The organism is Fibrobacter sp. UWB10 (genome assembly GCF_900182935.1).
GTDB classification, from domain to species: domain Bacteria; phylum Fibrobacterota; class Fibrobacteria; order Fibrobacterales; family Fibrobacteraceae; genus Fibrobacter; species Fibrobacter succinogenes_O.
Genome location: NZ_FXUE01000002.1, coordinates 912,372 through 927,565, shown reverse-complemented (window position 1 = coordinate 927,565; position 15,194 = coordinate 912,372). Strand labels below are relative to the sequence as shown.

6 protein-coding genes are annotated in these 15,194 nt (G+C 51.3%); 2 read left to right on the top strand and 4 right to left on the bottom strand.

Annotated features, from left to right (window positions below; genetic code table 11):
* Positions 1 to 120 precede the first annotated feature (120 nt).
* The 3 genes from QOL41_RS08430 to QOL41_RS08420 all read right to left on the bottom strand — a co-directional run bounded on the left by QOL41_RS08430 (position 121) and on the right by QOL41_RS08420 (position 2,727).
* Complete coding sequence (locus QOL41_RS08430; RefSeq protein ID WP_283429398.1) at positions 121 to 570, bottom strand: hypothetical protein; 450 nt, start codon at positions 568 to 570, stop codon at positions 121 to 123.
* Positions 571 to 770: 200 nt separating this feature from the next.
* On the bottom strand, positions 771 to 2,306 hold the full coding sequence (locus tag QOL41_RS08425; RefSeq protein ID WP_283429397.1) for a M23 family metallopeptidase: 1,536 nt from the start codon (positions 2,304 to 2,306) through the stop codon (positions 771 to 773).
* A 10-nt stretch (positions 2,307 to 2,316) separates the two neighbouring features.
* Positions 2,317 to 2,727 (bottom strand): hypothetical protein, encoded by a 411-nt coding sequence (locus QOL41_RS08420; RefSeq protein ID WP_073322692.1) that lies wholly within the window; start codon positions 2,725 to 2,727, stop codon positions 2,317 to 2,319.
* A 422-nt stretch (positions 2,728 to 3,149) separates the two neighbouring features.
* On the opposite strand from QOL41_RS08420, the gene QOL41_RS08415 reads away from it, so the two are divergent.
* Positions 3,150 to 10,415: a tandem-95 repeat protein gene (locus QOL41_RS08415; protein ID WP_283429396.1), complete on the top strand. Its 7,266-nt coding sequence runs from the start codon at positions 3,150 to 3,152 to the stop codon at positions 10,413 to 10,415.
* 246 nt (positions 10,416 to 10,661) lie between these two features.
* Positions 10,662 to 13,517, top strand: coding sequence for a T9SS type A sorting domain-containing protein (locus QOL41_RS08410; RefSeq protein WP_283429395.1), 2,856 nt, complete (start codon positions 10,662 to 10,664; stop codon positions 13,515 to 13,517).
* A gap of 79 nt (positions 13,518 to 13,596) precedes the next feature.
* On the opposite strand, the gene QOL41_RS08405 is transcribed toward QOL41_RS08410, so the two are convergent.
* Positions 13,597 to 15,192, bottom strand: coding sequence for an ABC-F family ATP-binding cassette domain-containing protein (locus tag QOL41_RS08405; RefSeq protein ID WP_283429394.1), 1,596 nt, complete (start codon positions 15,190 to 15,192; stop codon positions 13,597 to 13,599).
* Positions 15,193 to 15,194: the final 2 nt, after the last annotated feature.

The following is a 15,194-nucleotide window of genomic DNA, read 5'->3' as shown; positions in this document are numbered from 1 at the left end:
CTCTTTTTTATGCCTTTTCGATTTGTTCTCCAAGGCTGATTAATTGCGGCGTAAATATAGTAAAAGTCCCGCAGAATGACTGCAGGACTTTTGTTTACCGAAGAATAAAATTCAATCTTCCTAGTACTGTTCAACCTGGGTGTCGAACTGGTATTTTTCGTGATAGTAGCTGAGCATTTCGCTGGTGCTTGTGAAAGCGGCTGCGCGAATGGCGTTGCGAACTTCAGGATCGTTGCGGGACATTTCGATGATCTTTGCATCTATGTCCTTGAACAGCAACTTGTTAGAGGCCATTGCAACGTGATTCTGGTTGTAATCCAGGTGGTAGCTACGTTCGAGCATCTGGAAAAGTTCAGATTGGCACTGGTTTTCAGGCGGATGCTTCTTGGCAACTGGGAGGTAGCACTTGTTGATGTAATCCGTCTTGTAAGCGATGATCATCTCATCAATGGCGGGGATATTGTGAGCGGAATCGTGATTGGCGACTTCTACAGTGGGTTTAACGACACCGGAGCAACCGGTAAGAAGGGCAGCGGTCATGGTAGCAAGGGCCAATACACGTAACTTCATCTTTTTTTTCCTTTTTTCTTTGTTGATACCTTATCCCTAATTCCAAAATAAAAGTTATTTAATTGTGGGGTTTTTGGCGAGCCCAAGTATGTAACTATTCGCTTACATCGGGCCGAAAAAAACGCTTAGAGAACACTTTTTAGGTCGCGTTGTGACCGCTATCACTTTTGCCGCAATGTTGTTCGTTTTACAACGAGTTTTTATTGCCGGTTTCTTACTGCATCTGCTGTTGGCTTGAACATGTAGAACCACTTAATCGGGTCTATTACTTTGTACCGAACGTTGCCGATACGCTTGTCGCCATTCCTGTCGATAAGCCCTGTAACGATGTGTGCATGCGGGCCCGTGGTGTGACCTGTAAGGCCGACTGTTGCAATGGGGTCGCCGGCCATCACTTCTTGGCCGTCCAAATAAAGCAACTGGTCGCAGTGCATAAAGATGACTACGTCTTTTTGGCGTACAAGCCCAATCACAATGCCGCCGCGTTCGTCGCGAGCGGTCCATGCCTTGGCTGCGAACGGGGCGAGTATGCGGGCGCCCTGACGCGATGCCAAGTCGATGCCGTTATGTTGTCTGTACTTTGCGGTGGCTTGGGCGTGGTAAAATTCTGTAAGGTAGGCGACGCTGTCCGATACGATCGATGTCCAGTATTTCCAAGCGGCGCCAATGGAATCGCTTGCAGACTTTTCAAAAAAGTCAGGTCTTGAAAACTTGATGGCGGTTCCTACGGGCGGAATGTTCTTGCTGTTGTTTTCCCAAGCGTTAGCGGGGTAGCCGTTTTCTTCGAGCGTGACCTTGACATATTGCTGAATCATCTTGTCGTTGGTAATCAATGCGTTAAAACGACCGATGGCATAGCGTGAAATACGCTGCATTGATTCCTTGCCGTCAAAGGTGTATTCAAATGACGGCGCAATCGAAAGTTTGTCGCGTTCGTGAATGCGGTCTCGCGTATTCGAAATGCCTGGTTCCGTTTTTGTCACAAAGAAAAACGGCAGCGCAATCATGAGTAAGAACAGAAGCGGGAAAAGCGTCCTGAAAACTTTTGAAGTGCCGTCAAGCGGATTCTTTTCAAGAATTGAAAACTTGTGCAGATTCTCGATAATCTTGGCGAATGTTTCGGGATCTTTTTTCCAGTCGCAATTTCGAATTTCTTTGTAGAACGAATGGCTGCGACGAACCGCCCTGTAGGCGTGGTAAAATTTCTTCTTGTCTGGCTTTTGCGGGAATAGCCAAAGCAAGTTTGATTTGTTGAAGTGCGGAAGGTCTTCCAAATAAGCTGACGCTTCGTGAGCACTCTCACCGTCGATTACGATAAGCCTAGAAACAAGCTTTGCGTAATAGGCCTCTTGGTCGCTAATTTCCAAGGGCAGAACGGCGACGATTTGCGAAATCGATTTCTTGATTTGTTGCAGGTTATGGTACAGGCACCTGAATTGATCGTCGTTTTGCGGGAAACACCTGGTTCCTGTAATAGTCCAGCTATTCGTATCGGAACCGAGTTCGTTCAGTGTTTCTTGCGAAAGAGGCTTTTCGAAAAGATCGCTTGCAGAAATGGGGGAGTTTCCTTTCAGGATATTTTTTCCTGAAAAGTCAATAACCAAAAAACGAGCGCCGGCGTTTAGCGCCAGCGCAAGGTTCTGCAAGGGTTCAAGCGGAATCTCGTTTTCGCCCGGAAAAGCAAAAAAGGTGATTCCGCCCTGCCTGTACAGGTCATTTAAGACCTTGTGCTGCATTGTCCCCTAATTAGGCCTTCTGAGTGCCACGCGGGTAGGTGAAACCTGCAGGCGGAGCAGCCACGAACTTGTCGACCTGAAGATAGAGTTCTTCGGCAGAAGCGCTCGGGTTGAAGTAGATTTCCTGATTGCGGTTCTGGGTGCGGCCCTTCAGCGGTTCGCTACGGCGAGAACGGCTCACGATGCCCAGCGGGAGCACTTCCAAAAGCGGAAGCAGGCCAAAGTAGCGGAACAGGCTGAAGTTCTTCTGCCAAGTGGTGCGTTCGGCGAGCACGGCAAACGTGCCTTCGAAAATGGACTTGGTCTGGAGCAGTTCGTCGCTAGTCATGGTCACCAGTTCGTGGTTGGTGGGGAAGTTGTTCACGAAGTTGACCATGTCACCCTTGAGGTAGTTGGCGTCGCAAAGGAATACGAATTTCATTGTTTTACCTGTTTTTGTTTGTTGTTTAGGGCAAAGATACTTTTTTGTCAACCCCCTGTCAGCGGACAAAGGCGTGAAAACGAATGCTTTCGGAACTTTTTGTTCCGGTTGAATGTAAATTTTTTGTAAAAAGTGCTTTTTCCTCCGAAATCCTCAAAAAAAGCGTTCTTTTTCGAACAAATAAAAAAAATGAATCCCTGTTCGTAACTCATTGACTATCAACGATTTAGCGAAAAAAAGTGAGACTTTTGTCAATTTTTGCAAACAAAAAAAAATGCCTTTTTTTAGCAAAATAGCGGTATGCAGCTGTCAAAAACATTATATTTGACCTCGTAAAATCGCGCCCGGACTAGCGGGGGCGGTACGATTTTTGTGAAAGCAAAAGTGTGTAATTGGAAGAAGAAATTTATGGGAGATCATAAATGAAACGAATAAATTGGTCTGTAGCGACCCTGCTGGCGTCAGCCGGAATGCTTGCATCTGTGGGTGTTGCTCAGGAGGCTGAAAATAGCGCTCCTTCAGTTATGGGAATTCCGGGTGAATCCATTAACGAAGGTGGAAAGTTCGCCCCGATTAAGTTGGATAAGTATGTATCCGATGATATGGATAAGCCTGAAAAGCTGAAATGGTCGGTTTCCGGCAACAAGCAGCTCAAGGTTTCTATTTCTCCCGAGCGTATTGCAACGATCGAAATTCCGAGCAAGTATTGGAACGGCTCCGAAGACATCACGTTCATGGCCACTGACTCCAAGGGTGCCGTTGGTTCTGAAACCGTGAACTTCAACGTGGAATCCGTGAACAATCCGCCCGAAGTCAAGCAGATTCCTGATCAGAACATTGATGAAGGTAAGTCCTTCACGAAGATCAAGCTCGACGATTTCGTGACTGACCCTGACCATCCGAAGAACCAGATCCTTTGGGAATTTGACATCCAACCGGTGGGCAAGGATCAAGCTGAAGGCGACCTGAATGTGGAAATCGATCCGAACCGCGTCGCTTCCGTGATTATCCCGGACCAGAACTGGTACGGCTCTGCAAAGATTAAGTTTACGGCTACTGACGGCGAATATGCTAGCGCCTCTACGACCGCAAACTTCGTGGTAAAGCCCATCAACGATGCTCCGGTTCTCAAGAAGATTCCGGACCAGACCATCGAAGAAAAGAACGAATTCGAATCCATTAGCCTCACTGATTACGTGACAGACGTTGATGACGATGTCATGAAACTCAAGTGGAGCATTTCGGGCAACAAGGACCTCAAGTTCGACATCGACAAGTACGGTTCTGCAAACATCAAGATCCCGAACGAATTCTGGAATGGCTCTGAAACCGTGACCTTCACGGCAACTGACCCTGCTGGTGCATCTGCCAAGGCAACGGCCAAGTTCACCGTCAAGTCTGTGAACGATGCTCCTGAATTCATCAAGGAAGTTTCTGATCAGACGATCGAAGAAAAGCAGGAATTCAAGCCGATCGAACTGGACAAGCTGGTCAAGGATCCCGACCATCCTTTCGAACAACTTAAATGGACGGTTTCTGGCAACAAGGATCTTGCTGTGAACATTGCTGGTAAGACCGCTACCATCAAGATTCCGAACAAAATGTGGAACGGTTCTGAATCCATCAAGTTCAAGGTTTGCGACCCGGCCGGCGCTTGCGCTGAATCCGAAAACAGCTTCTCGGTGAACTCCGTGAACGATGTGCCGCAGCTCGTGAAGCAGATTCCGAACCAGACCATCGACGAAAAGAAGACCTTCGCAAAGATCAAGCTCGATGAATACGTGAAGGATGCTGACCACAAGAATTCTGAACTTTCTTGGGAAGCCGATGTGAAGCACCAGGGCAAGGAACCGCAGTCCGGTACTTTGTCTGTAAACATCGACGACTCTCACGTTGCTTCTATTGAAATTCCGGACCCGAGCTGGAATGGTTCTGCTGTCGTGACCTTCACGGTGTCTGACCCGGAAGGCGCAACCGCTAAGCAGCAGGTGACTCTGACTGTCAAGTCTATTAACGATATTCCTGTGTTCAAGAAGATTCCGGACCAGACTATCGAAGAAAAGAATGAATTCTCTTCTGTCATGCTTGATGACTATCTCTCCGATGCCGACCACGATCTCTCCCAGTTGAAGATCGACATCGCAGGTAACAAGGACATCAAGGTTAACCTGAATAACAAGACTCGCGAAATTTCTTTCAAGACTCCGTCCGAACTCTGGAACGGTTCTGAAACCATTACCCTTACTGCTACTGACCCTGAAGGTGGCAAGGCTTCCACTCAGTTCAAGCTTTCCATTAAGTCTATCAACGACCCTCCGTCCATGAAGGATATTGCTGAACAGACCATCAAGGAAAAGGGCTCCTTCAAGCCGGTCGAACTTGACAAGTATGTCGAAGACCTTGACCACTCTAAGGATAAGCTCAAGTGGACTGTTACGGGTAACCGCGAACTCAAGGTATCTCTTGAAAACCGCGTGATGAAGGTGACTCCGCCGTCTCCGCAGTGGAACGGTTCTGAAACCCTCACCATCAAGGTCACTGACCCGGAAGGTGCAACCGATGAACGTACCGTTGCTTACACGGTTGAATCCGTGAACGACGTGCCGGAATTCACGAAGCAGATTGCTCCGCAGACCATCAAGGAAAAGGAACAGTTTAAGCCGATCAAGCTCGGTGAAATGGTTCGCGACCTCGATAACAAGCTTTCTGACCTTCAGTTCACTGTCGACGTGAAGTCTGCTAACGGCAAGAACGCTGGCCTCACGGTTGAAATCGATGCTCAGCATGTGGCTAACATCAAGATTCCGAACAAGTACTGGAATGGTGCAGACGAAATCATCTTTACGGTCACTGACCCTGAAGGCGCTAAGGCAACCTCTAAGGCTCTCTTCACGGTGCAGTCTGTGAACGACGTTCCGACTCTCAAGAAGATTCCTGACCAGATGATCGAAGAAAAGCAGGAATTCGCTTCCATCAAGCTTGCTGATCTCGCTTCTGACCCGGATCACTCCTTCAAGAGCCTCAAGTGGACTGTTTCTGGCAACAAGCAGCTCAAGATTGATATCGACGCCAACGGTGTTGCAACAATCAAGAAGCCGACCAAGAACTGGAACGGTTCTGAAAAGGTGACCTTCACGGTGACCGACCCGGAAGGCGCTTCTGCTAAGTCTGACGCTGTGTTCACTGTCAAGTCCATCAACGACCCGCCGGTCATGAAGGATATTGCTAACCAGACCATCAAGGAAAAGGGCGAATTCAAGCCGATCGAACTCGACAAGTTCGCATCTGACGAAGACCACGACCTCTCCAAGCTCAAGTGGACTGTGTCCGGCAACAAGGACCTGAAGGTTGTTATCGACCCGAAGCATGTTGCTACGATCACCACTCCGAACAAGTACTGGAACGGTACTGAAAAGATCACTTTCACGGTGACTGACCCGGAAGGCGCTTCTGACAAGCGTACGGTGACCTTCAAGGTTGAATCTGTGAACGATATTCCGGAATTCGTGAAGCCCATCAAGGACCAGAGCATTCCGGAAAAGCGTGAATTTGCAATCATTAACCTGAACGACATCGTTAAGGATGCTGACCACAAGCCTGATCAGCTCACCTGGAACTTTGACGTGAAGCCGGCTAAGGGTGCTCCGAAGGGTTATACCCCGAAGCTCAAGGTTACGGTCGACGGCCAGCGCATGGCTAAGATCGTGATTCCGGACAAGTACTGGAACGGTTCTGAAGAAATCACCTTCCGCGTGGAAGACCCGGAAGGCGGCAAGGCTCATTGCACTGCAACCTTTACCGTCCAGTCCGTGAACGATGCTCCGACCATCGGCAAGATTGATGATCAGAACGTTAAGGAAAAGGAAACCTTCAAGCCCTTCAACCTGAAGCAGCTCGTGAAGGATCCGGATCACTCTTATGCTCGTCTCAAGATCGAAGTCACTGGCAACAAGGACCTCAAGGTTAATATCGATAACGACGGTAATGTTTCTGTCAAGGCTCCGAGCCCGATGTGGAACGGTAAGGAAACTTTGACCTTCACCGTGACCGACCCGGAAGGTGCTTCTGCCAAGGCTACTGCTACTTACTCTGTGCTGTCTATCAACGACCCGCCGGTCATGAAGGATATTGCTAACCAGACCATCAAGGAAAAGGGTAGCTTCAAGTCTATCGCTCTCGACAACTATGTGGAAGACCTCGACCACCCGAAGGCTAAGCTCAAGTGGAAGATTGAAGGTGCCAAGGAACTCAAGGTTGCTATGGACGCAAGCCACAATGTGTCTGTGATTCCGCCTAACCCGAACTGGCATGGTTCTGAAACCGTCAAGTTCACGGTTTCTGACCCGGAAGGCGCAACTGATAGCCGCTCCGTGACCTTCACGGTTGAATCGGTGAACGATGCTCCGCAGTTCGTTCGCGAACTCAAGGATCAGTCCATCGACGAAAAGAGACAGTTCCAGCAGATCAAGCTTGACGATCTCGTTAAGGACCCGGACCACAAGAACAGCGAACTCAAGTGGACCTTCGATGTGAAGGCCAAGTCTAACGCTGCTCCGGCTCCGAAGGGCAAGAAGGCTGCTCCGACTGCAGAACCGGCTAGCACCAAGCCTGGCTTGACTGTTAAGGTGGACAACAACCACGTTGCTACGATTGCTATTCCGGACAAGTACTGGAACGGTGCTGCCGACATTACCTTCACGGTGACTGACCCGGAAGGTGCCAAGGCTTCCAAGACCGCTCATTACGAAGTTCGCTCTATCAACGACCCGCCGGTTATTTCTGCTAACGCCCCGAAGGGTGAATCCATCCGCGAAAACGGCGTGTTCAAGACTATCGATCTTTCGAACCTTGCTTCTGACCCGGATCACAAGGCTTCTCAGCTCAAGTGGTCTGTCTCTGGCAACAAGTTCCTGAAGGTGAACATGCTCAAGGACAACACCGTGAAGGTGTCTGTGCCTGACGCTCAGTGGAACGGCAAGGAAACGGTGACCTTCACCGTGACTGACCCGGAAGGTGCTTCTGCCAACCACAAGATGCTCTTCGAAGTGTCTCGCGTGAACGATCCTCCTGTTATCGCCAAGAAGATTCCTGACCAGAAGGTTAAGGAAAAGGAACTCTTCAAGCAGATCAAGCTTGACGAATACGTGAAAGACCCGGATAACAAGCCGAGCGAACTCAAGTGGACCGTTTCTGGCAACCGCCAGCTCAAGGCTGAAATTTCTCCGAGCCGCGTGCTTACTGTTACCGCTCCGGATAAGAACTTCTGGTGCGCTCCGGAAACCATGGTTCTCATTGTGAAGGACCCGGATGGTGCAGAAACTTCTCAGACTGTGACCTTCGAAATCACTTCTGTGAACGACGCTCCGGTGCTCAAGAATATTCCTGACCAGAAGATCAAGGAAAAGGGTCAGTTCAAGGAAATCGACCTGAACAAGTTCGTGAACGATCCTGACCACAAGCTCTCTGAACTCACTTGGTCCGTCAAGGTTGCCAAGGTGGGTGCTGCTCCTGCTCCGAAGCCGGTTAAGAAGCCCGCTAAGAAGAGCAAGAAGGGCAAGGAAGAAAAGGCTGAAGAACCGGCACCTGCTCCGGTTGACGAATTCCAGATTGAAATTGATAGCCGTAACATTGCTCGCGTGAAGATTGATAACAAGTACTGGAATGGTGAACGCAACGTGACCTTCACCGTGAAGGACCCGGAAGGTGCTTCCGACTCCAAGACGGTTAACTTCAAGGTTGAATCCGTGAACGACGCTCCGGAAATCAAGCCGATTGCTATCCAGAGCATCCAGGAAAAGGAACGCTTCAAGCCGATCGATCTCTCTCAGTATATCTCTGACCCGGATCATCCGCTCTCCGCTTTGAAGATTGAAGTCTCTCCGGCTCGCGCCCTCAAGGCTTCTGTCAACGCCAAGAAGGAACTCATCGTTTCTACTCCGGACAAGTTCTGGAGCGGTACCGAAAAGATCAAGATTGACGTGTTTGACCCTGAAGGAGCTCGCGCTTCTCAGCAGATTACCTTCGAAGTGACTCCGGTCAACGACCCGCCGGTCGTGAAGCACATTGCTGGCCAGAGAATCAAGGAAAAGGAACGCTTCGAAATTGTTGATCTCTCCAAGGCTGCCGAAGACCCGGATAACAAGCCCAATGAACTCCACTGGACCGTTACCGGCAATAAGGACCTTAAGGTTGATATCAAGGGTAGCCGTGCCCAGATCTTGACTCCGAACCCGAACTGGTTCGGTAAGGAAACCCTCACCTTCACGGTGAAGGATATCGCAGGTGCTACCGCTTCTACGCAGGCAACCTTCGAAGTTGTCGCTGTGAACGACCCGCCGACCCTCAAGCCGGTTCAGCCGTTCGTAATCGAAGAAAAGAAGACATTTGCTCCGTTCGACTTCAGCAAGGTTGTAAACGATCCGGATAACAGCCTCGAAGAACTTGTTTGGACTCTCGATAACGAAGTCCCGGCTCTTAAGGGTAAGAAGGCTGGCAGAAACGGCCCGGCTGTGAAGCATGAAATGAACTTCTCTATCGATGAAAAGGGTGTTCTCCATGCTGAAACTCCGAACCCGTACTGGAACGGTATGGAAATCGTGACTGTGAACGTGTTTGACCCGGCTGGCGAAAGCGCCTCTATCCAGGTGAAGTACACGGTGAAGCCCGTGAACGACCCGCCGATCGTGAAGGAAATTCCTGGCCAGGAAACCCTGCAGGGCACTACCTTCAAGCCGATCAAGCTCGACAACTATGTAACTGATCCTGACCATAAGGTTAGCGAAATCCGTTGGGGCGTGTCTGGTGCTAAGAACCTCGCTGTCCAGATCAACGGTAACCGCGAAGCTATCGTGAAGCCGAAGAAGGCTGACTGGTTCGGTGACGAAACCCTCATCTTTACCGCTAAGGACCCGGCTGGTGGTTCTGACAAGGCAATGGTGAAGTTCGTTGTGAAGCATGTGAATGCCGCTCCGATTATGCGCGATATTCCTGACCACACGATCAAGGAAGACGACAACAACGGTGTCGTGGCCGTGATCAAGCTCGATCAGTTTGCTCGCGATAAGGATAACCGCTTCGATGAACTCAAGTGGACCTTCACTGGCAACAAGTACCTGACTGTCAAGTATGACAAGTTCAAGAAGACCGCAACTGTTGCTCAGCCGCACGAAAACTGGAACGGTAAGCCGGAACGTATCACCTTCACGGTGACCGACCCGGATGGCGCTAAGGCTTCTAAGACCGCTCTCTTCACGGTGATTGCTGTGAATGATCCGCCGGTAGCCAACCCGCAGACTTACATGACTCAGGAAGGCGAAGAACTCAAGGTTAGCGCCGCCGAAGGTCTGATGTCTGGCGTGACGGATGCCGATGGTGAAAAGCCGGTGTCTGTGCAGCTCGTGCAGAAGCCGCGCAACGGTAAGATCAACCTGAACGAACGCGACGGTTCCTTCACCTACATGCCGAACAAGGGCTTCTCTGGCCTCGATGAATTCAGCTTCAAGGTCCGTGACCCGGCTGGCCTCGCCTCTCAGGTGACGACTGCTGAAGTCAACGTTTCCTTCAAGATGAAGGACCTCCGCGGTGGCGAAACCAAGAAGGCCGAAAAGAAGGAAGAAGTGAAGGATGATCCGAAGGAAGACGCTGCCCCGGCTAAGGGTAAGGCCAAGAAGCGCCGCAAGAGAAAGTAAAATTTTGAAGTAGGCGTCGCATAGCTTTGTTCTGCTCGCTTCCTTCAAAATTTCGATTTTTCTTGAAAATGAATTTGAAGAATCCCGCTCGTTGAGCGGGATTTTTTGTTTCAAAAATTGGGGTGTTGAAAAGTTCAAAACGGATATTTGGGGTGTGTGCGAAAAATTTGCGTGTTTCGGGGCTGCTGAAGGTATTTTATAGCTTGGTTATTTGGGCGTGGTGCCCAATAGTGTTTTGGGATGATTATGAAAAAATTTGGCGCAAAACAGACTGTTTTGACTATGATGGCGGCTGCCGCTCTTTCGCAGGCGGCCACGGCAGATTTCAATTGGAGCAACGTGAGCATGGGCGGGGGCGGATTCGTCTCCGCCGTGATAGCCTCTCCGGTAGACAAGGGGCTGTTCTACGCCCGTACCGACGTAGGCGGCGCGTACCGCTGGAATGAATCGACTGCCCGCTGGGAATCGATGATGGACTGGGTCGATGTTTCCGAGCGCGGCCTTTTGGGAATCGAGGCCATTGCCGTTGACCCGCAGGAATCGGGCGTCGTTTATATGGTGGCGGGAACCAGTTACTGGAATAGCGGCCGTACGGCGTTTCTCCGCAGTAGCGACAAGGGTGAATCCTGGGAAGTGATTTACACCTGGGACGAAGACGGGACCAAGGGCACCAAGGTGGCGCGCTTTGGTGCACACGGCAACGGTATGGGCCGCGGAAACGGCGAAGCCTTGGCGGTCGACCCGAACGATTCCAAAATTATGTTCTACGGTTCCAAGAACAAGGGCCTTTGGAAATCGACGGACAACGGTTCTAGCTGGAGCCATGTGGATGCGTGGACAAAGGCCGCCGGGAGCGATACGACTTGGAATGGTTCGGGGTTCAGCTTTGTGCAGTACGCTCCGGGCAGTTCCAAGGTGCTTTACGCCGGATTCTTGCGCGAAGGGACGACGGCCAAGGGCACGTTTGAAAACGTGTTCACCTCGACCGACGGCGGTGCAAGTTGGAAGGCTTTGCCGATTCCCGATTCGTTGCGCCGCACGGCCGGCGGGAGCATGGTGCGCTTGATGCCGCAGCGTGCGGTAGTTTCGGGTGATGGCTCGAAGATGACGGTGACTTTTGCCGATGGCGCGGGTCCGCATTCCATGATGTGGGACGAAGGCTGGGGTATGATTTACGACGGCTTTGGTCGCGGTGTCGTGTTGCAGTATGATGTGGCTTCGGCGACTTGGTCCGACGTTTCTCCTGAAAACTTCTTGGACGAAGGTGGCGATGCCAAGTACGACAAGGTGGACGTGAAAGGCATGGTCGACTGCGAAGCCGCAGGCGGCACCGGCAAGACTTGCGAAGAATATTACCCCTACATAGCTCCTTATGGTGGCATAGCCATCAATCCGAAAAATGCAAACGAAATGGTGGTGACCACCGAAGGCTATCGTGGCCCGCAGTTCTGGTACACGGCTACAAGTGACACCAGCGGCAAGTGGAGCGACCAGTGGGGTACTAACATTTACCACACGACCGATGGCGGCAAAACCTGGATTGCAAGCTTCAAGTATTACTGGATGGAAGGCGGTGTGTATCCGACGACCAAGCAGATGGATGCCAATGGAATTGGCTGGATGCATAACGGTTCTATTCACTGGTCCGGTAGCGTTGCCATGGATCCGTTCGACAACAACCGCGTCTTTGTGACTTCGGGTAACGGTATTTTCCGCTGCGACAACCTGAGCGATTATGTGTACAAGGAAGCGGAGAATTCTTGGGAAGAACCGCAACTCACCATGAACCAGGTGTGGCATTTCTCGGCGCATGGTGTCGAAGAAACGGTGCCTTTCGAAGTAGTGAGTATTCCGGGCGGACCGATGGTTTCGATTATCGGCGACTACGACGGATTCCGTCACGATGACATCGCAAAATATCCCGCCTTTAGGCACCAGACGAATGTGGGCGGCTCTAATGTATCGCTGGGCACGACGCAGGGCCTCGCTTACGCTCCCAAGAGCGGTAAGCTTGCAAAGGTGGCTGACAAGCGTGCCTATGAAGGCCTGTACAATGCAATTCCCATTGCCCCGGTGCAGTATTCGCTTGACTCGGGTAAGACTTGGACGGTAGAAACTTATACAGGACCTGACGAAAAGGCCGCTAAGGGCACGGTAGCTCTTTCGGCAAAAGGTACTTACACTATCTGGGTTCCGATGGAAGGAACGACCGATGTCTACCGCAATTACAACGGAACGACCTGGGAAAAGGTTTCGGGTATCGACAATTCTGCTTATGTGGTGGGCGATCCCGAAAATGACGATGTGTTCTATGCCTATACCAAGGCTGACGGCAAGTTCTACAAGAGCTCCGATGCGGGCGCAAGTTTCAAGGCAATCAGCACGCCGGGTGAAAGCGCTTTCAAGAAGTTCCGCGCAATTCCTGGCTTCGAAGGCGACTTGTGGCTGCCTGTCGCTATCCAGGATCCGTCTAATGGCAAGGCTGTCAGCGGTAAGCTGTTGCATTCGACTGATGGCGGTGCCACTTGGGCGGCTGTTGCTGGTGTCGGTTACTGCGAAGCCGTGGGCTACGGCGCTCCCAAGGAAAAGGGCGGCTATCCGGCGATTTATGTGTTTGCAACTGTCGGTAACGTGACGGGTGTGTTCGGCTCTGACGATAAGGGTAAAACCTGGACTCGCGTCAATGACGACGGTCACGAATACGGCGGACTTGCCAACGGCGAATTCGTGATGGGCGACATGAATACCTACGGCGTGGTGTACATGAGTACGGCGGGTCGCGGCATCGCTGCTCGCGTGCCGAGCAATTGGAAAATGGGTACGTCTAATTCGGACGGCACGACTAAGGTCGCTCCGGCTGCGAAAACGGTGGCTGACGCTTCTGTCGGCTATAGCCACGGAAATTTGGAACTCCGCCTGAATGCAAGCGTTGCCCGCGTAAGTGTGTTCGACATGCGTGGCAAGAAACTTTCTAGTCGCTATTACAGCAGTTCTGTGACGATTCCGGTCAAAGATCTGGTGAAGGCGAAGGGGAGTTACTTCGTGCGCGTCGATAACGGAAAGAAGGTCCTGTTTGCAAACCGTGTGATTGTGACGCGATAATTGAATTAAGACAACAGCTCTGCAAAATTAAAAAGTCCCGCTCATCAAGCGGGACTTTTTGTGGTCTAAACTTTATAGACTACTTCTTCTTGGTCTTCTTGCTTTCGAGCCATTCGTCGAAGGTAATGCTGCGATCGAGCACTCCGTTCGGCGTGAGTTCAAGCACGCGGTTTGCAACCGTCTGCACGAATTCGTGGTCCTGCGAGCAGAAGATAATCGGGCCCTGGAAAGCGGTGAGGCCGTTGTTGAGGGCTGTGATGGCTTCCAAGTCGAGGTGTGCGGTCGGTTCGTCGAGGAGCAAGCAGTTTGCGTTTGCAAGCATCATCTTAGAGAGCATGCAGCGCACCTTTTCACCACCGGAAAGAACGTTGGCGCTTTTGAGGGCTTCTTCGCCGGTAAAGAGCATACGGCCGAGGAATCCGCGGATGAACGTTTCGTCCTGTTCCTTGCTGTATTGGCGCAGCCAATCCACGAGGGAAAGGTCCGTGCCGAAGTAGGCGTCGTTGTTCTTCGGGAAGTAGCTGTAGCTAATGGTGTTGCCCCACTTGAGCACGCCTTCCGGGCACTTGGTTTCTTCGGCAATGAGCTGGAAGAATGCGGTCTTGAGGGTGTCGTATTCACCGACCAGGGCCACCTTGTCGCCGCTGTTCAGGCTGAAGTCGAGGCCCTTGCAAATGATGCCGTCACCGCCGTCAATGGTGGCGTTCTTGACTTCGAGCACAATCTTACCCGGTTCGCGGTCCATCTTGAAGTTGACCCACGGGAACTTACGGCTAGAGGCCGGCATTTCTTCGACAGTCATCTTGTCCAAAAGCTTCTTACGGCTAGTGGCCTGCTTGGCCTTTGCGGCGTTAGAAGCAAAGCGACGGATGAACGCCTTCAATTCTTCAATTTTTTCTTCGGCGCGGCGGTTCTGATCCTTGCGCTGCTTCTGGGCGAGCTGGCTTGCTGCGTACCAGAATTCGTAGTTACCACCGTAAATGTTAATCTTGCCGTAGTCGATATCGCAAGTGTGGGTACAGACTGCGTTCAAGAAGTGACGGTCATGGCTCACCACGATGACGATGTTTTCAAAGCGTTCGAGGTAGTCTTCGAGCCAGCCGACGGTTTCCAAATCCAAGTGGTTCGTCGGTTCGTCAAGCAACAGAATGTCCGGGTTGCCAAACAGAGCCTGGGCGAGGAGCACACGGATCTTCTGGCCACCATCGAGGTCTGCCATCAGGCTGTAGTGCAATTCTTCGGGAATGCCCAAGCCCTTCAGGAGCACGGCTGCGTTGGAATCGGCTTCGTATCCACCGATTTCGCCAAAGCGTGTCTCGATTTCCATGGCCTGCATGCCCTGTTCTTCGGTCATTTCGGGGAGCGCATAGAGTTCGTCGCGCTTCTTGCCGAGCTCATAGAGTTCGGGGAAGCCCATCATGACGGTTTCGAGAACGGTGTTCTGTTCGTAGGCGAAGTGGTCCTGCTTCAAGACCGCGATACGTTCGCCTGGGTCCTTAGTGACTTCACCTGTGTTGGGTTCGAGTTCGCCCGAAAGGATTTTCAGGAACGTGGACTTTCCGGCGCCGTTCGCACCGATGACTCCGTAGCAGTTGCCGCGCTTGAAGGAAAGGTTCACTTCTTTGAAGAGAACGCGGCTACCGTATTGAAGACTGACATTAGAGACGTTGAGCATGT